Genomic DNA, 22,181 nt, shown 5'->3' with positions numbered 1-22,181 from the left:
TTTCAGGCTTCGCACATCTGCCTTTTTATTTAGCTACAGGATAATCCAATTTTACTGAGCAATGGTCACATTGCCGTAGCCTTGCCGCTTAGACTGATAAAGTGCCTTTATAGTGCGTTCAAGCCAATCTGGGAACTCTTCTGAGTCTCGCAATTCGGCCATACCAATCGCAGTTTTATATTTGTCACTTAGAAGATAATGAGTATCCATGCACTCTAACAACCTATCTGCAAGAATTTTTGCTGAGTCTAACTGGGTCTGAGGACAAAGTACGACGAACTGCTCCCCAGTGAACCTTGAAACAACATCAACCTCTCGTACAGTATTAAGGCAGTTTTGAGCTGCGGTCTTTAACATCTCTTCTCGAATAGAAGGGTCGTGAGAAAATAGCTCTTCATCAACAGGCGTTAAATCGATGGCGATTAATGTAGCGGTAGTATGAAATCGATGAAAGCGCGATATCTCTTCTTCCGCCCGCTGTATCATGTGATTACGATTATATAGACCGGTGATCGTATCGTGAGCCGAAAGAAAACCTAATGTTTTGTTTTTCTCTAACAACGTGGCTTGAAGCGCACTTATTTCTTCATTTTTTTGTTGGATTATGCGCTTGTAGCCACCCACATGGCGGTTTCTAGAAATTAGCCACAACAAGCCCAATAATACAATCGCTGAACTTAATATCATCGCAGTATAGTTGCGGCTGTAACGGATTTGCACGTTGTTCCATTGCTTATAGATTTCTACTTTCTTTGTCTCTGGAATTCGCTCTATTGCGACATTAAGTTTATCGATTAAATGACCGAACGACTTATTAACGCCAAATGCGAGAGAGTCAAAGGGTTCAGCGTAACCCACTATGTGTAAATCTTCGAGTTCAAGGTTATTAATGTGCATGTTCACACTCATTAGTGAACCTACCATTACGTCAAATTCACCATTTGCGAGTTGCTTAAGGCCCTCTTCCTCGGACGGGATGAGTTTTAGACGCAATCCAGGGTAATGACGTGAAATATATTCGACTTGGCGGTAACCCTGCACAATACCTACTGTACGATTTCCAATTCCTGAATAGCCCTGCAGCATGGGCATCCCTGTTCGAGCAACCAATACATTTGGCGCCTCAAAATACGGCACACTAAAGTCTAAAAACTGCTTGCGATAATCAGAGGTGTTCATCATGGGGATGACTTGGCATTTGCCTTGTTGAACAAACTCTAGGCTTTCCTGCCAGCTCTGTGTAGAAACAAGCTTAAACTTAAGATCGCTGAGTTCAGCAATAAGCTGCATGTACTGGGCTGAAATACCTACGTGGATGCCATTTCTTATCGCTTCATAAGGCGCCCAGTTAGGGTCGATACAATAGGTTACTTCAATTGAATTTTGAGATGCTAATGGTTGCTCAGGTGCTGCTTGCAACAACGCGCTAAAAGCGGCTCCTACAAACAACACTGTGCGAAGCAGACCTTTTCTTATTTTTCTCAACTGCACACCCAAAAGAATAGTTACATCAATAACAAGTCAATCGCGAAGTATTAAGGTTAAACACAAAAAATGCAATAAATTCGACTATTTAGTCACTATTTAGCTATGTGTTAGCTATGTAACACTATGCTGTTGCTTGAATTCTTCCCGATCATAGCGCTTTTCACTCATGATAGCAGCCAACGCCGTTACCGCTTTTTCGACATCAGCAAAACTTAAATACAGTGGCGCAAAGCCAACACGAAGTATATTTGGTGCACGAAAATCGGCGATGACGCCTTCTGCTATCCACGCTTGGCAAATGGCATAAGCATCATCGTGTGCGAAAGCGATCTGGCTACCTCGATTATCTAGCGACGGGCTTACCACCTTAAGCTCGTCTAATAACCCAGCCCTTTTAGCTTCAGCGATAAAATAGGCTTGCAGTTTTTTAGATTTTTCATCAATGGCTTTAATCGAAACGCCTTCGTACACGTCAAGAGCGGCATCTAAAATGCTCATACCAATGATACCTGGCGTACCGCACAAGTTTTGCTTTATCGAGCTATCGGGGGTGTAATCGGGAGAGAATGAAAATGGCGAGCTATGGCCCATCCAACCTGATAAAGGCTGTTTATAAGCGTCTTGATGTCGTCGGGCAACATAAATAAATGCAGGTGCACCAGGGCCGCCGTTCAAATATTTATAGGTACAACCCACGGCAAAATCTACATTGCATTCATCTAGTGCTACAGGAAACGCGCCCGCGCTGTGTGCCAAGTCCCACAGCGTAAGTATTCCTTTATTATGCGCTTGCTCGGTAATACCCTTCATATCAAGCTTCAAACCACTTCTGAAGTTTACCTGAGTCAGCATCAGCACTGCGATATCTTCGTCAAGTCGGGCACCAACACTGTTTTCATCTACGTACCGAATACTGTATTCACTGCCGAGTAAATCGAGCAAACCTTGAACCATATAAATATCGGTGGGGAAATTGTTTCTTGTTGTGGCGATGACTTTTCTTTCAGGGTGCATTTTTAAGGCAGCACTAAGCACCTTAAACAAATTGATTGATATCGAGTCGCAGCATATTACTTGGCCTTGCTTTGCGCCGATAATGGTACCAATTTTATCTCCCACCTGCTGTGGTAATGAAATCCAGTGATGCTTGTTCCAGCTTGTGATAAGGCCCTCACCCCACTGATTTTTTACTACCTCACTGGCGCGCTCTTCCGCTTTCTTGGGTAAGGGGCCAAGAGAGTTACCGTCAAGATAGATAGTATTGTTTGGCAACGAGAATTCGACCGCCTTGCTAAAAAGCGGATCTTTTTTATCAAGTTGCTCAGCAGAAAAAACCTTATTCATCATGTTGACTCATAACCTCAAGTAAAGCATCAAAGGACGTAGATTCTGGATGTAGCCAGTCGAAATGACCACCGTTTGTTATTATTCTATTTTTTGCGCCGGGCATTGTAGCGTGGTGTTCGGGTACAATACTATCTTCGTTGCCTTGCATTAGTATTACCGAGGGCTTGATTTTAGCTGCTTCTGGCGTAGCCATTTGGTATTCACGTTCGTTTTCAGCTGGCATGCCACCCATAAACTGTGGCGTGGCTGTCTGACAGCTATTTTCACCAAGGGCATAACTTTGCACATTCGTTATAGCGGCAAGGCCTATTACTTGTTTAATGCCTGTACCTGCATCGCTACTCGATAGTTGCTGTGCGGCAAGTAAGCCAAGGTGCCCGCCTGCAGAGTGCCCTACCAAATATATATTGCCACTATCGCCTGTAGCTTCAATATTCTCGATAGATGCTTTCACAGCACTTGTTACATCTTCCAAACTACCGGGCCAACCACCGCCTTCATCGCCTACTCGCCGATACTCCATTGCATAGACACCCATCCCTAGCTCTGCCAAGGCATGATAAAACCCTTTAGCATGGTCATAGCCGTATGCATTAAGCCAACACCCACCATGAACGAAGATAACGGCGTACCCAGCAAACTCATTTTCATCCCCACCACGGCCATGCCATACATACACAGTCTGAAGTGGGTCACTCCCATAGCTGAATTGGCTGTCACGCTCTGATGTTGGCAAGACACCCAACGCAGAATATGGCACTTGGGTCAGAGCGCGAGGTATTTCATTCGTATGGGCGTTTACATCAATATTTGCATGGGTGTCATCCGAAGCGTTTTTCGGGGAAAGATTCTGTACATTATCGTGGGTGTCTTTGTAATTCGGTGTTGTTTGGGTGACACCCAACGTAAATAATAACTCTTGCGGGTCTGCATGAAACTTCGAGTTAGCATGGGTGTCATTCGAAGGCACCCTCGAAGCGGCATTAGATGCTAAATGTCGTTCACTCGCATGGGTGTCATCGTAAGTTACGTTGTTATTTACAACACTAGCCTCATTCGGAAGTGAAGACGCTTGAGTATTTACCGCGAACAAGAGTGCCGCTAACACAGCTAATGTGATTGGATAGGAAGCTTTGATAGAAGATTTCATATTGATAGTTTTTATTTCAATTAAATCATAGAGTACCAAGTAAATGGTGGCACTCTATGATTAATTTTTTGACATCTTATCGCCGGTCTTTGTTTAGATCATTTCAACAGCCAATGCTACGCCTTCACCGCCACCAATACATAAGGAAGCAATACCTTTTTTCCCGCCACGTTGCTTAAGCGCATGCAGCAGAGTTACCAAAATACGTGCACCTGATGCACCGATTGGGTGGCCCAATGCACATGCACCACCTTTCACGTTCACTTTACTTTCATCAAGCCCAAGTTTCTTGACTGCCAGCATAGTTACCATTGCAAAAGCTTCGTTTATTTCGAAAAGATCAACTACTTCTTTAGTCCAGCCTGCTTTATCCAACACTTTTTCCATTGCCCCTACAGGTGCCACAGTAAAGTTTTCAGGTTCAATAGAATTTGTAGCGTGAGCAACTACACGTGCCAGTGGCGCTAGACCAAGCTCTTTCGCTTTACTCTCACTCATAACAACCAGTGCTGCAGCACCATCGGAGATTGAGCTTGAGTTCGCCGCAGTGACTGTACCGTCTTTTTTGAAAGCAGGCCTTAAAGTTGGTATTTTCTCAGGACGTGCTGAACCCGGGCCTTCATCGGTATCGACCACGGTGTCGCCCTTTCTAGACGAAATTGTTACAGGCACTATTTCATCAACGAATGTACCGCTATTTATTGCTTCATGTGCTTTTGAAAGCGAGCTTAGTGCAAATTCATCCATTTCTCCGCGAGATATATTTTCTTCATCGGCCGTATCTTGCGCGAAACATCCCATTGCTTTGCCATCATAAGCATTTTCTAGCCCATCAAGCATCATGTGATCTAGCACTTGACCATGGCCCATACGATAACCCGTTCTTGCTTTAGGCAACATGTAGGGTGCATTACTCATGCTTTCCATTCCACCCGCTACAACTGCTGTCGCACTGCCTGCTTTGATTAAGTCATGCGCCATCATTACCGCTTTTAAGCCCGAGCCACATACTTTATTAATGGTTGTTACTCCTGCGCTTAAGGGAAGCCCCGCTCCCAGTGAAGCTTGTCGTGCAGGTGATTGACCTACACCAGCAGGTAATACACACCCCATAATGACTTCATCAATTACAGAGACATCCACCGCTTCACAAGCTGCTTTAATCGCAACTTCTCCTAATTTGGTCGCAGCAAGCGAAGACAAATTACCGTTAAAACCACCCATTGGTGTGCGCTTAGCTGCGACAATGACTACTGATTCGTTACTCATAACCGTGCCCTTAAAATTCATTTAAATTATAGAGTTAAGTGAAGAAGGCCGCACAGATGTATACAAAAGTAAACACCTCTAATAGCGACTATGCTTTACCTTCACCATGAAAAATTGACGTTAGCAAAATGTTACTTTACCTTAACGTAAAATGTAATTAACGTTAACGTAAACCTGTACTAAGTATGTGTCAACCAAACACTACGTTTTAATATAGTGGTATGAAAAATATGCTGCTTTAAAACAATAGTGCGATTGCGAAGACACCCAACCTACTACAGAGAAATTAATTACAAAGACACCCACGCTAAGATAAAGGGTGTTAACAGCGCTAAAAACAAGGTACGTGTAATGAGCAAGTACGAAGACGAAACAACATATGCAATAGGTGAACTCGCGCGAGAGTTTGACATTACTCCTCGTTCAATTCGTTTTTATGAAGAGCAAGGGCTAATGTCCCCGTCCAGAACTGGGCAGAATCGTGTTTATTTAAACAAAGACAGAGTGCGCTTAAAGCTTATCTTGCGCGGAAAACGTTTAGGTTTTTCCCTTGCTGAAGTCAAAACACTGTTCGACATGTACGACACTAACCCCAACTCGGCCATTCAGCTAGAGGCCATGCTTGAAATGACTGAGCAAAAAAGAGCAGTGCTTAAACAACAATTAGAAGATATTCAGATGCTAATGACAGAACTGGATGATGTTGAAGCACGCTGCCGTGAAGAACTCGCAGAATTAAAACGAGGAAATATCGCATGAACACCTCCTACCCTACTTTGAATTTTGGACTTGGTGAAGACATCGAGATGTTACGTGACCAGGTCTACCAATTTGCACAAAATGAGATTGCTCCTCTTGCTGAACAAGCAGACGCAGATAACCAATTCCCAAATCAACTGTGGACTAAGCTTGGTGATATGGGTTTATTGGGTGTAACTGTTTCAGAGCAGTACGGTGGTTCTGACATGGGCTATCTCGCCCACACTATTGCTATGGAAGAGGTTAGCCGCGCTTCAGGTGGAATCGGATTGAGCTACGGCGCACACTCAAACCTATGCGTTAATCAAATTTTCAAAAACGGTAACGACGCTCAGCGTGAAAAGTACTTGCCTAGGCTAGTAAGCGGTGAACACATCGGCGCGTTAGCAATGAGTGAGCCTAACGCAGGTTCTGACGTCGTTAGTATGAAATTAAAAGCTGAAAAGCGCGGCGACAAGTACATTCTCAACGGTAACAAAATGTGGATTACAAACGGTCCTGATGCACATACTTTTGTTATCTACGCTAAGACTGACCCTAACGCGGGGCCGAGAGGGATCACAGCGTTTATCGTAGAGCGCGATTTTCCTGGCTTCAGCCGCGCACAGAAACTAGACAAACTTGGTATGCGCTCGTCTAACACTTGCGAGTTAGTGTTCGAAGATTGCGAAGTACCTGCCGAAAATATTCTTGGCAAAGAAGGCGAAGGCGTTCGTGTACTAATGAGCGGCTTAGATTACGAACGTCTTGTTTTATCCGGCGGCCCACTCGGCATTATGCAATCATGTATGGATATTGTTGTTCCTTATATTCACGACCGCCAGCAGTTTGGTCAATCAATTGGTCAATTCCAACTGGTACAGGGCAAAGTCGCTGATATGTACACGCAAATGAATGCTGCGCGCGCGTATGTTTACACCGTTGCACAGTCATGCGGTCGCGGTGAGACAACGCGCAAAGATGCGGCTGGCGCGATTCTATACTCAGCAGAACTCGCCACAAAAATGGCATTAGATGCCATTCAGCTGCTTGGCGGTAACGGTTATATCAACGAATACCCGACGGGGCGCCTATTACGTGATGCCAAGCTATACGAAATTGGCGCGGGAACGTCTGAAATCCGCCGTATGCTAATAGGCCGCGAGCTATTCAACGAATCGAAGTAAATCGGGATTACGGGTGGAAGGCAAATTCTACTGAACAAAGAAAGATTAAACGCTGTTTGTTTTATAGAAATTAGCAAGACACCCACCCTAAGATTTATTAGGACATTTACGAAAGCTGAACTTTATTTACAGGCCAATGAATTACAAAGACACCCATCGCAACGAAAATGCTTGGCATGGGTGTCTTGCTAATCGTCATGCTAACTAGTGGCTAAGCGACAACGATCGCCTATGCCCAACACAAGGAGGGGTTATGCCCGTTCTTCGCTCAAGTATAAATACGAAGTCCGAAACATTTATCGCAAACGCCGAGCATATGCAGGCTCAGGTAAATGATCTTGTCGAAAAAATAGAACAAATTTGCAAAGGTGGCGGTGAGAAAGCGGCTGAACGCCACGTGTCACGGGGAAAACTTCTACCTCGTGACCGAATCAATGCACTGATTGACCCAGACACACCTTTTCTAGAAATAGGCCAGTTGGCCGCATGGGAAGTGTATGACGACTATGTGCCCTGTGCAGGAGTTGTTGCGGGTATAGGAATTGTTGCTGGCATCGAGTGCATGATTGTAGCTAATGATGCTACTGTGAAAGGCGGTACTTACTACCCGCTAACCGTTAAAAAGCACCTTAGAGCACAAACAATTGCAGAACAGAATAACTTACCTTGTATTTATCTAGTGGATTCAGGTGGTGCTAACTTACCTCGCCAAGATGACGTATTCCCCGACAGGGATCATTTCGGCCGCATATTCTTCAACCAGGCGAATATGTCTGCAAAGAATATTCCTCAAATTGCGGTCGTTATGGGCTCCTGTACAGCAGGCGGCGCTTATGTTCCTGCTATGGCTGATGAAAGTATTATCGTTAAAGAACAGGCGACTATTTTCTTAGGTGGGCCACCACTTGTAAAAGCAGCGACAGGTGAAGTGGTTACCGCAGAAGAACTTGGTGGCGGAGACGTCCACACTCGAATTTCAGGGGTTGCTGATCAGTTAGCCAACAATGACCATCATGCACTTTCTCTAGCCCGAAATGCTATCTCAAGGTTAAACCGTAAGAAACCTCAAAACCTAGACGTGGCCGAGATAAAACCTCCACGCTACGACACAAAAGAGATATATGGCATCGTGCCTGCCGATAGTCGCCAGACTTACGACGTGAGGGAAATTATTGGTCGAATCGTTGATGATTCAGATTTTGATGAATTCAAACCCCTTTATGGCACTACCCTTGTTTGTGGGTTTGCTCGCATATTCGGTTTCCCTGTCGGCATTGTTGCGAACAACGGCATACTTTTCGGTGAAAGTGCGCTCAAAGGTGCTCATTTTGTCGAGCTTTGCGCCATGCGAAAAATTCCCCTCGTGTTTTTGCAAAACATCACCGGATTTATGGTTGGTAAGCAATACGAGCATGGCGGGATCGCAAAACACGGTGCCAAAATGGTAACCGCTGTAGCGTGCGCGAATGTACCAAAACTCACTGTGCTTATCGGCGGAAGTTTTGGTGCAGGTAACTACGGCATGTGCGGCAGAGCCTATGATCCACGCTTTCTTTTCATGTGGCCAAATGCTCGCATCTCTGTGATGGGCGGAGAGCAAGCTGCAGGTGTTCTCGCACAGGTAAAGCGCGACCAAAAAGAGCGTTCTGGCGAATCTTGGAGCGCAGAAGAAGAGAATGCATTTAAACAACCCGTTATTGATACCTACGAAAAGCAAGGACATCCGTACTATGCATCTGCAAGGCTTTGGGACGATGGCGTTATTGACCCGGCGGATACGCGATTAGTGCTTGGGCTATCGCTGTCAGCGACCCTCAACAAGCCTATCGAAGACACCCATTTTGGCATATTTAGAATGTAGGAGTTCGGGTTATGGAACAATCAGTTATTTACAGCGTAGATGATAAAAACATTGCCACTGTCACCTTAAACAGGGCCGATAAACACAATGCCTTCAACGATGAAATGATAATCGAGCTGACTCGTTTGTTTAAAAAAGCGGGCGAAGACGAGAACGTACGCGCCCTAATTTTAAGAGCTGAAGGTAAGAGTTTTAGCGCAGGCGCCGATCTTAACTGGATGAAAAAAATGGCCAGTTATACAGAAGCACAAAATGAAAGTGATGCTCTTGCATTAGCAACCATGCTACAGACGCTCTATAAAATGCCGAAGCCCACAATAGCAAGAGTACAAGGCGCAGCTTTTGGGGGTGCAGTTGGTTTAATTGCCTGTTGCGATATTGCTATTGGAAGTAAGCTCAGCAAGTTTTGCTTAAGCGAAGTTAAAATAGGCCTTATTCCAGCGACGATCAGCCCTTACGTTGTTGAGGCAATGGGGGCACGTGTATGCCGACGCTACTTTCAAACCGCTGAAGTGTTTTCTGCGCGTAGAGCACGACGACTAGGTTTATTAAGCGAATCTGTTACCGAAGATGAGCTAGACAGCACCATAGATGACATTGTATCAAACATACTGAAAAATGGCCCCCAAGCAGTGGCGAAAGCTAAAGACTTGGTGCAATGGGTGTCTACGCAAGAAATTGATGATGTCCTTCTCACACAAACGAGCAAACTTATTGCACAAGTTAGGACTTCTGATGAAGGTCAAGAAGGTCTGTCAGCCTTTTTAGAAAAGCGCAGTGCGTCATGGGTGGAGGTACAAAATGATAAATAAATTACTAATCGCAAACCGTGGCGAAATAGCCTGCCGCGTTATAAAGACAGCCAACGCACAAGGTATAAAAACTGTAGCTGTTTATTCAGACGCCGATGAGAATGCACTCCATGTACAAATGGCTGACGAAGCAGTTTATCTGGGGCCATCTCCGTCAAAAGATAGTTACTTACGTGGTGAACTCATTATTGAGAAATCAAAAGAACTTGGTGTAGATGCAATCCACCCAGGTTATGGCTTTCTCTCTGAAAATGCTGAATTTGCAAATTTGTGTGCAGAAAACAATATTATCTTTGTAGGCCCACCCGCGTCTGCAATAGAAGCGATGGGTTCAAAATCTGCCGCGAAGCACATCATGGAAAAAGCAGGCGTTCCATTGGTTCCAGGCTATCATGGCGACGAACAAAGTGAAGCGGTGTTGAAAGGTGCTGCCGATGAGATGGGCTACCCGGTGCTTTTGAAAGCCGCAGCTGGTGGCGGCGGTAAAGGCATGCGCCAAGTGTGGAGCGAGGAAGAATTTTCTCAGGCTTTAAACGCCGCTAAACGTGAATCTATGGCCAGCTTTGGTGACGACCATATGCTGGTTGAAAAGTACCTAACTCGCCCTCGTCATGTTGAAATACAAGTTTTCTGTGACACCCATGGTAACGGTGTATATCTTTTCGAGCGTGATTGCTCGGTTCAACGCCGTCACCAAAAGATTATTGAAGAAGCTCCTGCTCCCAATATGTCTCAGTCAGTAAGAGAGAAAATGGGTGAAGCAGCGTTACTGGCAGCCAAAGCCATTAACTACGTAGGTGCGGGAACAGTTGAGTTTTTACTTGATGAAGACGATTCATTCTACTTCATGGAAATGAACACACGCTTGCAAGTAGAACATCCAGTGACAGAAATGATCACCCGTGAGGATTTGGTTCACTGGCAATTAACTATTGCTGAAGGCAAACCGCTTCCTAAGCAACAAAAGGAACTCACGCTAACAGGACACGCATTCGAAGCACGGATTTATGCTGAAGATCCGAACAACGAGTTCCTACCTTCCACCGGCACGCTGTGCTTGTTGCGTACACCAAAAGAAAATGACGTAGTTCGCGTTGATACTGGTGTCGTTGAAGGAGACGAGGTAAGCGTATTTTACGACCCTATGATTGCCAAACTTGTGGTTTGGGGAGAGAACCGTGAGATAGCGCTCAAGCGCCTGATTAGTGCATTGGGCGATTACTATATTGACGGTGTAAGCACAAACATCGACTTCCTAAAGCGCGTCGCTACCCATCCTGCATTCGGTGCTGCTGAGTTGACAACTACATTCGTTGAAAAGCATAACGATTCGTTGTTTAACCATGTAGCTAGCGAAGACACCCATTCTAATATCCCAGCAATGGCATTACTTTCCCTAGTAAGTAGAAAAGTTACCTTGAGTAATCGCACACCTGAAGTATGGTCCACTGCGGGTGCGTGGCGGTCTAATGGAAATCACCAAGAAACTCTAACATTGCTTTGCGGCCAAGAAGAGGTCGGTGTTGAGGTAAGACATCTACTACACGGGAATCAGCCTGTCTGGGAGCTTACGGTAGCTAACGAAAGCTTCGAAGTAAGTGGCAAGATCACAAATAACACGCTGAAAGCGACAATCAATGGATACAAATCAACTTTTTCGTTTTCAGACAATGATGGGGTGTTTACTCTTTTTAACAAAGACACCCATGCTAAGTTTAGTGTAGTTTCGCCCTCGTTAGGTGATGATAACAGTGATGGTGATGATGCCAATTTAAGTGCTCCTATGAATGGAACAATAGTCGCGCATTTAGTTGAGAAAGGTCAGCAGGTTAAGAAAGGTGCTCCAATTTTAGTCATGGAGGCGATGAAGATGGAGCACAGTATTATTGCGCCACACAACGGCTCAGTAGAAGAGTTCTTCTTCAACCCAGGTGAATTAGTGGATGGTGGGGCCACGCTATTGGCGTTTTCGACTGAAGAAGCAACCGAGGTTTAATGTGACGTTTCCTAAAGAAGTAAGTATTGTCGAAGTCGGCCCTAGAGACGGCCTTCAGAATGAAAAACAAACTTTAAGTGTCGAACAAAAGGTAGAGCTTATAAAGCTTCTATCAGAAACTGGTCTCAACCGTATAGAGGCTGGTAGCTTTGTGTCGCCCAAATGGGTGCCTCAAATGGCGAATTCAGGTGAGGTTATTAAAGCGCTCAATTTAAAGGCGAATATCCGTTATTCTGCGTTGACACCCAACCTTAAGGGGCTAGAAGCGGCCATAGAATCAGGAGTAAAAGAGGTTGCTGTATTTGGAGCAGCATCTGAGTCGTTTTCACAAAAGAATATCAATTGCTCAATTAGCGAAAGCTTAAAGCGTTTCGAAGCACTGTTTGAACTAGCCAACCACAATAAAATAAAAGTCAGAGGTTATGTCTCGTGTGTAATGGGCTGTCCTTATGAAGGTAAAGTCTTACCTACTGCTGTTACACAGGTCAGTAAGGCGCTGATTGACATGGGGTGTTACGAGGTTTCACTAGGGGATACTATTGGGGTGGGCACTCCAAAATCAACTAGTTTAATGCTTGATGATGTACTAAAAGAGATCGATGTCAGCAAAGTTGCAGCTCACTTTCACGATACTTATGGGCAGGCATTAGTCAATTTGTATACGGCGCTAGGATATGGAGTTTCTACCATAGATTCGGCTGTTGCAGGACTAGGGGGTTGCCCTTATGCCAAAGGGGCCAGCGGTAACGTCGCAACAGAAGATGTCCTGTATATGTTGAATGGCATGGACATTTCCACAGAAGTGGACATGAATAAGCTGCTTGTAGCCTCGTCATATATTTCTGACGTATTGGGTCGCTCGCCCGTATCAAAATCAGCCAACGCGCTAATGGCCAAATAACCTTTCGTAATTGTGGCGTGCGCACACGACCACATCTAACAAAGACACCCATTATAAGCGTCAAGAGAATTATTGGGATGGGTGTCTTTGTAAACTTCAAGAAAATGGATGCGTCTTCAAACTTTCTTAGAATGGATGTCTCTGTAAGCTTTTGTAAGCTAAGCTGTCCCACTGTGATTGATGCGCAATCATGAAAACCGCTCCTCTGTTCAGGTCACAGAGCAGCACCTCAGATGGTAAGGTCTGTTCAAGTAATATGACCTTGCTGGATGGAACAAAGTGGCACAAAGCAGAAAGTCCCTCATCAGTCTTCAAGACACACCTTACTATCACTGTATATCTCGGTGCGTAAGACGCAGCTACCTTTGCGGGTACGATCGACATAATAATGTTAGTTACGAGCATAGAAAATCTTGGGTAGAGAAAAGGCTTCTATTTTTAAGTAAAGTTTTCTCAATAGACATTTGTGCTTATGCTGTCATGAGCAACCACGTTCATGTTGTTTTAGGCGTAAACAAAAGCGCAGCACTTTCCTGGCCGACACAGACTGTTTTACAGCAGTGGCATAAAATGCACAAAGGCACCCTGCTCACTCAAAAATACATGAAGGGCGAATTACTTAGCGATAGTGAATTAGATGCAGTTCAAGCTACAGCAGAAGTTTATAGAAAACGTCTCTTTGATATCAGTTGGTTCATGAGGAATTTAAATGAGTTTATTGCAAGAAAAGCCAACAAAGAGGACAACTGTACAGGTAGATTTTGGGAGGGGCGCTTTCGTTCACAGGCTTTATTAACTGAAAAGGCTCTACTTTCCTGTATGACTTATGTCGATTTAAACCCAATTCGTGCAAAGGCTGCAACAAACATACAGAACTCGTATCACACAAGTATACATACCAGGCTAGCTTCAAACGCATTGAATAGCAAACCGATTAAAGGACTAATTCCTTTTAAAAGTCAAAGGATAAGTAAAAATCACCTTTGCTTAAATTTCACCCTAAACAACTATTGTGAGCTTCTTAATGATTCTATTAAGTTACTCCTTGATAGCAATAAAGAAACCGTTACTCAAGAAAGCAATAACGACATAAAGCTAATAGGTCTCGGCAAATCTCATTGGCTCAAAGTCATCAATGATTTTGAAAACACTTTTTCTTTTGCTGCAGGAGACACAGCATCCATGCAGAAATTCAAAGAACGCACTCATAGAAAGCGGATGGCCAAACAGAAAGCAGCATCGCTCTGCTTCGACCTTAAATCTACTTCTCAGAGGGTAGAATTACAGTCATAACAACTGCCACCAAAAGTACTCCGGCCATAATATAAACTACTGAAAATGGTAAAACAGGGGTTAGCGCAGCGTAAAGAGCGCCAAATGCTAATAGAATTACTCCTATCGCAGTGTTAGAAAAACCGACTAACTCTGTTCGCTCATGGCCATCTTTAACATCTAAACTATATGTTTTTCTCCCTGTCCGCACTCCTGTATGAGCAATTGAAAGCAAAAAGAATAGAAATGCCGATGTGACAATAGAGCTGGACTGCAAGTAAAGAAGCCCTCCACATGAACACAATGCCAGCAAACCAGATAACCGTAGTGTTAATTTTGCACTTTTATCAGAGAGCCTACCCCAAATAATTGAAGATAAAAGCGCAGCCGCAGCCTCAGCACCTATATAAATTGGAAGCAACTCTTGCGCATCACCATTTTTTTCAATCATGAAATAAGGAGCCACGAGCGCCGAATGCACGAAAAGCCCCCTAACAAAAATAAATTTATAAACAGTAGAGTCAAAGTTAATACTAAAGGTTTTCTCTTCGTCGCTACCGGTGTCCACACTTGTCTTGATGGGCCACACACATACCAAGGTCAAAACAAAGGAGATTAAGCTTCCACTTAAAATTAGCAAAAGTACGTTTGAAGAAAGACTGCCATCTAATATAACCAGAGGTATTGAAATTACTAGTGTAACTACCCCAGAAATAGTAGACGCCAACCCTATCAAATTGCCGCGTTCTCCTTTTGCCGCAACATCTGCTTCCATATCTTTAACAGTTAACGAACACGCTGAACGACCTAAACTTAGAAATATAAGAGAGGTTAGGAGCAAAGCGCCTGCTGTGAAGCTAGAGAAGAACATGACCGAAAATAGCATTCCGAGTACAGCAAATGCCTGTATTGCCATACCAATGCGCCAAACGATATGCCGCTGCGCGTGTTTTCGAAGATAAACGCTGATAAGAACCTGGGGTAGAAGCGCTCCTGATTCTCTGATAGGAACTAACCATCCCACCATCCAAAGTGGAGCACCAACACTTAGGAGCACTGCCGTCAATGTGGTCTTAGCTGATATTAATAGGTCGGCAAGCTTATTAAGAGAAAGGCCGGCAATAAGGAGATTTTTTTCTTTCATGGACAATGCCACGTACCGTAAACCAATTCACTGCTTACGGCACTTTTATATTTTCAGATCAAAATGTTACGCATATCAACCGTTGTTTTCAACCAGCACCTTAAGGTTTTCAAGCCCCATTTCGAAATCTGGGCCAATCATACTATCCATCATCAGCGCGAAATATTTATTTACTGGATTATTGTCGACCGAACCTTCATCTCTCCAAGTTACTATAGAACCGTCGACTGTAGATTCTATTTCGACCACACCAGATGAGCCCATGTCAAAATCAGGAAAATATAAACGATAGAGAACGCGTTTGTTGTGCTCTAGTTGCGTGATTTCCATCTCGCCATTCCCTTCCGTTTCACTCATCCATTCCGAACGCATCCCAATAGCCCTATCTGGACCAGAATAATCAAGCTTCATGTTTGGATCGCGTTTAAACCACACTCCCCACTTCTGCCATTCTTTTAAATCAACGACATACGGATATATCTCAGAAGGCTCGGCGTCTATAATAACTTTTCTTTCCACACTATATTCATTTGGAACAAAAAAACTTGTAATTACAAACAATAGAATTACAACACCAACCATCATTAGAACTTTCTTTAATGCACCCATCTGTGACTCCACAAAAAACAGTTATTCAAATATAACATCTAATTAACAAATGTCACTTAGTGTCGCATTTAACGCTTTCGCGAAATTACCGTTAGATAGACACCCAACCATCTATTTTTAACGGAGTTAAAGGTTTTTCGGCGTACAGGTACCTTTCATGTGTTCGTAATTTTAGTTGGATGTCTCATTAAATATGTAGGTATTCGTAGTTTTAGATGAGTGTCTTTCTAAATCCTTCTAATACAGGCTACTTCGCCTTTCCCTTGTGATAGTGGATACCTAGACTATGCTTTATGAGTATAAATTTTACGATGGGTGTCTTGCTTAACTTTATGAGTATAAATTTTATGATGGGTGTCTTGCTTAACCTTGCTTAACTCCTACGATGGATGTCTTGTTTAGAAAAACCGTAAAGCAACAAAAAATTCAAAAATTTAACCATTTCATCACAAAGCAAGAAAATCGCACTGTTATTATAAATTATCTTGTGTAATATGGGTTTAGGTTATCAGTAAAGCCTGTTCAGTAGGGCCTTTCATGCATAGCGCTATCATCGCAACACCTCGTTTTCTTTTTATATTTCTATCGATACACAGTTGTCGCTTTTTTACAGGAGTTTTTAGGAAATGGCAGATCAAAGTTCTCGTTACATCAGTAACCTCACCCGCGATACATATGCGCTTATTTTAGCTGGGGGGAAAGGTTCAAGACTACACGAGCTCACTACTTGGCGAGCCAAACCCGCGCTTTATTTCGGCGGTAAATTTAGAATCATCGACTTTCCCCTATCAAATTGTGTTAACTCAGGCATTCGAAGAATTGGCGTCGTCACTCAGTACAAGTCTCACTCCTTAATTCGCCACTTGGTCAGGGGTTGGGGGCATTTCAAGAAAGAACTCGGTGAATCAGTTGAAATTCTTCCTGCGTCTCAACGTTTTTCCGACAGTTGGTATGAAGGCACCGCCGATGCTGTTTTTCAAAACATCGACATCATCCGTGATGAACTGCCAAAATACGTAATGATCCTATCAGGTGACCATATCTATCGTATGGACTACGGTGATTTGCTCGCTAAGCACAAAGAGTCTGGTGCAAAAATGACCGTCTCATGTATGTCAGTACCTCTAGAAGAAGCAGCGGGTGCTTTTGGTGTGATGTCCGTAGATGAAAACTACCGTATTAATGGTTTTGAAGAAAAACCTGCCAACCCTACCCCGCTTCCGAACGACCCCACGCGCTGCCTAGCCTCTATGGGCAATTATGTATTCGACACCGAGTTTTTATTTGAACAACTGCGAGTAGACTCTGAAAATATGGGGTCTCAGCGTGATTTTGGTAAAGACATTATTCCATCGATAATTGCTGACCATCCCGTATATGCCTACCCATTTGAACAAAGTGGCGGAGATAACGCTTACTGGCGTGACGTAGGTACAATTGATTCGTTCTGGGAAGCCAATATGGAGATGGTAGCGCCCGTACCTCAGCTTAATCTATACGATAGAAAATGGCCTATTTGGACCTACCAAGAACAACTACCGCCTGCTAAGTTTGTATGGGAAGATCATGACAGACGTGGTGAAGCTATTAACTCTGTTGTCTCCGGTGGCTGCATCATCTCTGGCTCTACCCTTCGTTCTTCTATTTGTTTTTCTAACGTACGTGTACATTCATACGGGTTAATAGAAGATGCCGTCATCCTTCCAGACGTTGAAATCAAACGTCATTGTAAGTTGAAAAAAGTGATTATTGATCGCGGCTGCGTTATACCGGAAGGAACGACCATTGGTTACGACCACGAACAAGATAAAGCACGAGGCTTCCGTGTCTCAGAAAAAGGTGTGGTACTTGTAACACGTGAAATGCTAGGCCAACCAGTGGGTGGACTAAGCGCCTCAAGCAAACAGAGTTAATAAACCTTTCAAGAGCCTATGAGATTGGTTTTGGCGCATAACGCCAAAATCAATCTCAAATAAACCGGCTAAACCTTTAATTACTTAGCCCAATTTATGTGACCAACAAGCGACCCCACCCGCTTACTCCGCCTCATTGCTCCACCTTGTAAGGGTTTGCTCAATAAAGCTCGCTACCGCTTCAGGATGCTCTAACGGGAACATGTGACCACCATCTAATACCACATGTTCAATTGCATTATGCTTCATTAGCCGCGAGTACATTTCAGGCTTACATACATTACTGCTGCTACCCGTCGCCAATACTGCAGGACACTTAAGCTTTCCTTTGTATTTCCCGAGGTTATGAGGCACATTACGGAATAAATCAGCTTCTACGTCAGCCCTAAATGTAAGTGAGATATTGTCTCCCTTAGTCTCTGTAACAGACTTCACGTAGTCTCTTACGCATCGTTTATCCATATCTCTAAATAGTGCTTTGCCATGAAAGTACGCAACCATATCGGTATTGCTTGGCCAACGTGTATTACGCGTTTGTGCGAGTTTTGCAGGCGTTAGCTTATTAATTAAAGGCGTATGTTTAGCGAATTTAAAGAAATAACTCAGTGGGCCAACCACTAACGGCGGGTCGAATAAAATAACGCCCCGAAATAGCTCAGGCGCCTCACACGCCGCCATGTAGGTAATTACGGCGCCAAACGAATGCCCTACACCGTAAACACCGCGCGGATCTTTATTTTCTTTCTTAATATGTTTGATGAGTTCTTGAACCTGATTTCGCCAGTTGCCATTTACGGGAAGCTGAGGGTCGTGGCCAAATCGCTCAACGTGCAAACGGTTGAAGTGACTGGGTAACGCCGAAAACATTGCGCTATAGCTTCCTGCAGGAAACCCGTTCGCATGGGCAAAATGAAAACTCAACTCTGACGAGGACACCTATACACTCCTTCACATTCAAACAATAAAGGGGCCTATAATCAGCCCCTTACCATGAAATATCGATAATACTACAAGCCCCTAGATTCTGCCATTTCCCAATCTTTTACAATCTTCGTGCTTGTCCATAAGAACACAGCAATTGAAATGGCGTAAGGAACTACTAGGTAAATCAAAGCTTGCCTTAATGCCTCAGTCTCGCCTAAAGACGGCACCAGCGCTTGGCTTATAATACCGGTAAGTGTAGGGCCACCACCTAGCGCAATTATATTTAAAACAAAGAAGAAGAGTGCCGTCGACATCGCCCTTACGTTTATCGGCGCAAGGGTTTGTGCCATCGCAAAACTAGGCCCTAAGTAAGAGCCACTTGTAAATAACAGCAACGCCATAAGCCCAACCGACAACCACAAATCTTGAACTTGTAAAGATGCATAGAAGGCAGGCACACCGATAATAAGCGCGATAGCAGGTAGTAAGGCATAAGCTTTCTTATTGTGCTTGCCCCACCTGTCAGCTACATAGCCACCTAACCACACGCCCAATGCGTATGCAGTACCGTTGATGATGCCAAATACAATAAGAAGTTGTGTAATATCTAGCCCTGCAAATGCTCGCACGTAATAATCAATGACCCAAGTCGATATTGCATAGTTACCGAACGAACCAAATGAAATACCCAATGCCATCCCCCACCACGTAGGTATTTTTAGCAGCATTTTCAATGACGATTTAACACTTGGCTTATTCGCGTCATCTGCACTTGGCGCAGAAACTGTTCTAGCAGGCTCTTTTACCGTCAACTTCAGCAAAATAGCCAGTATTACTCCAGGTATACCCACGCTGTACATTACCGTACGCCAGTCGGCAGATCCGCCCTGTAAAAAGAACGCTGAGGCAAAAAACGCCAGCATTACACCAAATGGAATGCCTAAAGAATAAATAGCCAGAACTCCAGCGCGTTTTTCTTTAGGGAAAAGGTCAGAAATAATACTGTGCGATGGTGGGCTGCCCCCAGCCTCTCCAATACCTACACCAATACGAGCAATAGCGAGTTGCATGTAGTTGGCTGCCAATCCAGATGCTGCAGTAAAGCCACTCCAGAGCGTTAATGATATTGCGATGATATTTACCCGGCTATAACGGTCTGCAAGCCAAGCAATTGGGATACCCATTACAGTATAAAGTAACGCGAAGTAGATGCCTTTAAGCCACCCCAACTGAGCGTCATCTAACCCCAGATCGGCTTTAATGAAGGGCGATAATATTCCGATAATTTGCCTATCTATAAAGTTAAAGGCATACACTAAGGTTAATATGAACAGAACGTAATTGCGGTAACTTCTAGATGTTCCAGCTTCGTTAGCGGGAATACCTTCAACGTGCGTATGGGCCATAACAGTCCTTTTGAGTGACGATATCCCAGTCTACGCAGCTGGTAAAAAAATACACAACTAATTGTTACTTATTTGTTAACATAACGAAAATTTCTAACTCAGGCTTTTCGTTCCACAGCGCTTAATGTACGATGACACCCACTTAACTCATCAGACCAGACAAGCCAATATGACAGTAGATGAATTGCTCAATATTCCCCAACTATCACAAACATCGGAAAATACCTGGAAAGTTGACGGGCTCGTCATTTCTAAAACTTGGGGTCAAGGACGAACGGCGTTTGGCGGCATTTCTGCCGGTATGCTGTATACCGCTGTGAAACAACAAGTAACTGATAATCGGGTGTTACGCTCTTTTACTACTAACTTTGTTGGCCCTTTGTCCCTCGAAGCCCCCTTCTCTATCGAAGTTACCCTATTAAGAACGGGTAAAAATGTTTCACAGTATACCGCGCATGCCATTCAAGACGGCAAAAGCTGCGTCTTTTCCCAAGCGTGTTTCGGGGTCGCTAGAGAATCTGGTATTAAGGTAGAAAATAACGAAAGGCATGATATGCCTTTGCCTAACAAGGCGAAATTTATCCCACAAATACCTAAAGTTACGCCAAAGTTTTTACGTTACTTCGACTTAGCCATTGAAGATGGCGGTATTCCTTTTACGCGAAGAAAAACAAGCCACTACCACGGATTCATGCGGTTTAAACAAGCACCTGCGGCGATAACTGATGCACACATCATTACCATGATTGATGCCTGGCCGCCTACGCTATTGCAAATGATGAAATTGCCGGCACCTGCTAGCACGGTTAGCTGGAATTTAGAATTTATCCACCCGCATAAGCCGGTGAGCCCTACCGATTGGTTCGGCTACAAAGCCCATACTAGACAGGCAAGTTGACGGTTATGGTCACACGGAAGCGACAATTTGGGATAAAGATAACGAAGTCATTGCAATAAGCAGACAAACCGTAGCGATTTTTGACTAATCGCTACGGCATTAGCTGTGGCTAAAGGCGTTTAGCCTTAATAGAGCATAAACGCGTTAGGATTAAACAAGGAAATAACCGAAATACATTGAAGGTTAGTTATATCTAGCGCGTCTTCCAGATCCTCGCGATTTAGCGACAACGCCTCGTGCATCTCAGGTTTTAAATTGTGATAGCTTGGATAAATTTCTGGGTTTACGTTATCTAGTGCTAACACGTAAGAAAGCTGTAGAATTTTATCTTCTACATTTGTCTCTACATCTTCGCCTTTGTGAATACTGGCAATAGGCGTATAAATTGAACTAGGGATTTCCCATTTTTCAATCAGTCTTGCCGACAGGTCTGCGTAAGTAAACCCTAATACGCCAAATTGAAGCTCTGCGGGACTTACCCGTGCATTAAACGCCTGACAACGGGTTGCCGACTCAGGCAAAAGCGAAACGGTAACTAGCTCTCCAATATTGTGAAGCAGCCCGGAAACGAAAAGTCTTTCGGGCTCTCTAATATTGCGCATATCGGCAAAATACTTGGCCAATAATCCGCAAGAAACACTTTGTTCCCAGAACTTGTCTAAGTCTATTGCTTGGCCATTTACTTCGCTAAATGCCTGACTTACACCATAGGCAAGCGCCAAGTCGTAGGTCGAACGGGTCCCCACCACCTGGATAGCCCTTGTTATGGTGTCAATCTTATTGGGAAAACGATAGAGTGCTGAGTTTGCCACTCTAAGCAGCTGGGTAGCCAATGACGGGTCGAAAGCAATGATATCGCCAATATCGTCAATGCTTGAAGCTTCATCGTCCATACAAGCTTTAAGTCGCGTTACCGAGTCTGGTAAAACAAAGAGGTCTTCCGCTTTCGAAACTAATTCATCTAAATTCATTCGTGCACTCTCTTCAATGCAGTCTTTGTCATTGTCGTGTTCAAGGCACCTCCATTCGCCATGAGCTTAATTAAGGTATAGGCGTTAAAACTAAAGAGGTCAATTAATATCGCCTAGTAAAAAAGTATGATTTCTTTACTAATCAGGCAGTTAAAAAAACTCTTAAAAGGGTAACTATTAATTAATGTTTCTTTGTAATTATAGGCTGTTTTTCCAACCCTGAGCATTATCAATTTAGGTAATACCCTAGACTACGATACACCTTTGGAGTTCCTTTAACATGCCGGAACGTCGC

The 22,181-nt window shown here is 43.9% G+C and carries 17 protein-coding genes and 1 pseudogene; 9 read left to right on the top strand and 9 right to left on the bottom strand.

From position 1 onward, the window contains the following. Positions 1-51: 51 nt before the first annotated feature. The 4 genes from ACYX4W_RS11315 to ACYX4W_RS11300 form a co-directional block, all read right to left on the bottom strand. Positions 52-1,485, bottom strand: a complete 1,434-nt coding sequence (locus tag ACYX4W_RS11315; RefSeq protein ID WP_476073257.1) for a diguanylate cyclase — start codon at positions 1,483-1,485, stop codon at positions 52-54. A gap of 114 nt (positions 1,486-1,599) precedes the next feature. Continuing rightward, entirely contained in the window at positions 1,600-2,835 is a 1,236-nt protein-coding gene (kynU, locus tag ACYX4W_RS11310; RefSeq protein WP_476073256.1) for a kynureninase, read from the bottom strand. Next, a complete protein-coding gene (locus tag ACYX4W_RS11305) occupies positions 2,825-3,985 on the bottom strand; it encodes an alpha/beta hydrolase family protein (RefSeq protein ID WP_476073255.1) in 1,161 nt (386 codons plus the stop codon). The genes kynU and ACYX4W_RS11305 overlap by 11 nt, the downstream gene beginning before the upstream one ends. Before the next feature lie 93 nt (positions 3,986-4,078). Then, positions 4,079-5,254, bottom strand: coding sequence for a thiolase family protein (locus tag ACYX4W_RS11300; RefSeq protein ID WP_476073254.1), 1,176 nt, complete (start codon positions 5,252-5,254; stop codon positions 4,079-4,081). Between the two features lie 351 nt (positions 5,255-5,605). Between ACYX4W_RS11300 and ACYX4W_RS11295 the strand changes: the two genes are divergently transcribed. From ACYX4W_RS11295 to ACYX4W_RS11265, 7 genes are all read left to right on the top strand, one after another. Beyond that, positions 5,606-6,013 carry a MerR family transcriptional regulator gene (locus ACYX4W_RS11295; RefSeq protein WP_179983106.1) on the top strand — a complete coding sequence of 136 codons (408 nt, stop codon included), beginning with the start codon at positions 5,606-5,608 and terminating at the stop codon, positions 6,011-6,013. After that, positions 6,010-7,179, top strand: coding sequence for an isovaleryl-CoA dehydrogenase (locus tag ACYX4W_RS11290; RefSeq protein WP_476073253.1), 1,170 nt, complete (start codon positions 6,010-6,012; stop codon positions 7,177-7,179). The genes ACYX4W_RS11295 and ACYX4W_RS11290 overlap by 4 nt, the downstream gene beginning before the upstream one ends. Positions 7,180-7,432: 253 nt before the next feature. Beyond that, positions 7,433-9,040: a carboxyl transferase domain-containing protein gene (locus ACYX4W_RS11285; protein ID WP_476073252.1), complete on the top strand. Its 1,608-nt coding sequence runs from the start codon at positions 7,433-7,435 to the stop codon at positions 9,038-9,040. Positions 9,041-9,051: 11 nt separating this feature from the next. Continuing rightward, positions 9,052-9,852 (top strand): enoyl-CoA hydratase/isomerase family protein, encoded by an 801-nt coding sequence (locus tag ACYX4W_RS11280; RefSeq protein ID WP_476073251.1) that lies wholly within the window; start codon positions 9,052-9,054, stop codon positions 9,850-9,852. After that, positions 9,842-11,848, top strand: a complete 2,007-nt coding sequence (locus ACYX4W_RS11275; protein WP_476073250.1) for an acetyl/propionyl/methylcrotonyl-CoA carboxylase subunit alpha — start codon at positions 9,842-9,844, stop codon at positions 11,846-11,848. The genes ACYX4W_RS11280 and ACYX4W_RS11275 overlap by 11 nt, the downstream gene beginning before the upstream one ends. Next, positions 11,796-12,749, top strand: a complete 954-nt coding sequence (locus tag ACYX4W_RS11270) for a hydroxymethylglutaryl-CoA lyase (RefSeq protein WP_474855966.1) — start codon at positions 11,796-11,798, stop codon at positions 12,747-12,749. Before ACYX4W_RS11275 ends, ACYX4W_RS11270 begins: the two co-directional genes overlap by 53 nt. Positions 12,750-13,028: 279 nt before the next feature. Further along, entirely contained in the window at positions 13,029-14,042 is a 1,014-nt protein-coding gene (locus ACYX4W_RS11265) for a transposase (RefSeq protein ID WP_476073249.1), read from the top strand. Here the strand turns inward: ACYX4W_RS11265 and ACYX4W_RS11260 are convergent. Then, on the bottom strand, positions 14,011-15,165 hold the full coding sequence (locus tag ACYX4W_RS11260; RefSeq protein WP_476073248.1) for an MFS transporter: 1,155 nt from the start codon (positions 15,163-15,165) through the stop codon (positions 14,011-14,013). The two genes, ACYX4W_RS11265 and ACYX4W_RS11260, sit on opposite strands and share 32 nt — an antisense overlap. A 75-nt stretch (positions 15,166-15,240) precedes the next feature. Next, complete coding sequence (locus tag ACYX4W_RS11255; protein ID WP_476073247.1) at positions 15,241-15,774, bottom strand: SRPBCC family protein; 534 nt, start codon at positions 15,772-15,774, stop codon at positions 15,241-15,243. Between the two features lie 626 nt (positions 15,775-16,400). Between ACYX4W_RS11255 and glgC the strand changes: the two genes are divergently transcribed. Beyond that, positions 16,401-17,687 (top strand): glucose-1-phosphate adenylyltransferase, encoded by a 1,287-nt coding sequence (gene glgC / locus ACYX4W_RS11250; RefSeq protein ID WP_476054341.1) that lies wholly within the window; start codon positions 16,401-16,403, stop codon positions 17,685-17,687. Between the two features lie 123 nt (positions 17,688-17,810). Here the strand turns inward: glgC and ACYX4W_RS11245 are convergent, their stop codons facing one another. After that, positions 17,811-18,623 carry an alpha/beta fold hydrolase gene (locus ACYX4W_RS11245; protein WP_476073246.1) on the bottom strand — a complete coding sequence of 271 codons (813 nt, stop codon included), beginning with the start codon at positions 18,621-18,623 and terminating at the stop codon, positions 17,811-17,813. 71 nt (positions 18,624-18,694) lie between these two features. Beyond that, on the bottom strand, positions 18,695-20,017 hold the full coding sequence (locus ACYX4W_RS11240) for a spinster family MFS transporter (RefSeq protein ID WP_476073245.1): 1,323 nt from the start codon (positions 20,015-20,017) through the stop codon (positions 18,695-18,697). A gap of 169 nt (positions 20,018-20,186) precedes the next feature. On the opposite strand from ACYX4W_RS11240, the pseudogene ACYX4W_RS11235 reads away from it, so the two are divergent. Further along, positions 20,187-21,003, top strand: a pseudogene (locus ACYX4W_RS11235) (acyl-CoA thioesterase). A gap of 37 nt (positions 21,004-21,040) precedes the next feature. Here ACYX4W_RS11235 and ACYX4W_RS11230 read toward each other — a convergent pair. Further along, entirely contained in the window at positions 21,041-21,886 is an 846-nt protein-coding gene (locus ACYX4W_RS11230; RefSeq protein ID WP_476073244.1) for an HDOD domain-containing protein, read from the bottom strand. Between the last annotated feature and the right edge of the window lie 295 nt (positions 21,887-22,181).

The sequence above is a fragment of the Alteromonas sp. ABH4_454 genome (assembly GCF_056311775.1).
Note: the sequence above shows the minus strand (reverse complement) of the source record. Positions and strands in the feature narration are given on the sequence as shown.

Bases quoted from the DNA above. Each gene is read 5' to 3' on its own strand.
- kynU (WP_476073256.1), bottom strand. From the start codon at position 2,835: ATGATGAATAAGGTTTTTTCTGCTGAGCAACTTGATAAAAAAGATCCG.
- ACYX4W_RS11305 (WP_476073255.1), bottom strand. From the start codon at position 3,985: ATGAAATCTTCTATCAAAGCTTCCTATCCAATCACATTAGCTGTGTTA.
- ACYX4W_RS11300 (WP_476073254.1), bottom strand. From the start codon at position 5,254: ATGAGTAACGAATCAGTAGTCATTGTCGCAGCTAAGCGCACACCAATG.
- ACYX4W_RS11295 (WP_179983106.1), top strand. From the start codon at position 5,606: ATGAGCAAGTACGAAGACGAAACAACATATGCAATAGGTGAACTCGCG.
- ACYX4W_RS11290 (WP_476073253.1), top strand. From the start codon at position 6,010: ATGAACACCTCCTACCCTACTTTGAATTTTGGACTTGGTGAAGACATC.
- ACYX4W_RS11285 (WP_476073252.1), top strand. From the start codon at position 7,433: ATGCCCGTTCTTCGCTCAAGTATAAATACGAAGTCCGAAACATTTATC.
- ACYX4W_RS11280 (WP_476073251.1), top strand. From the start codon at position 9,052: ATGGAACAATCAGTTATTTACAGCGTAGATGATAAAAACATTGCCACT.
- ACYX4W_RS11275 (WP_476073250.1), top strand. From the start codon at position 9,842: ATGATAAATAAATTACTAATCGCAAACCGTGGCGAAATAGCCTGCCGC.
- ACYX4W_RS11270 (WP_474855966.1), top strand. From the start codon at position 11,796: ATGGTGGGGCCACGCTATTGGCGTTTTCGACTGAAGAAGCAACCGAGG.
- ACYX4W_RS11260 (WP_476073248.1), bottom strand. From the start codon at position 15,165: ATGAAAGAAAAAAATCTCCTTATTGCCGGCCTTTCTCTTAATAAGCTT.
- ACYX4W_RS11255 (WP_476073247.1), bottom strand. From the start codon at position 15,774: ATGGGTGCATTAAAGAAAGTTCTAATGATGGTTGGTGTTGTAATTCTA.
- glgC (WP_476054341.1), top strand. From the start codon at position 16,401: ATGGCAGATCAAAGTTCTCGTTACATCAGTAACCTCACCCGCGATACA.
- ACYX4W_RS11240 (WP_476073245.1), bottom strand. From the start codon at position 20,017: ATGGCCCATACGCACGTTGAAGGTATTCCCGCTAACGAAGCTGGAACA.
- ACYX4W_RS11230 (WP_476073244.1), bottom strand. From the start codon at position 21,886: ATGAATTTAGATGAATTAGTTTCGAAAGCGGAAGACCTCTTTGTTTTA.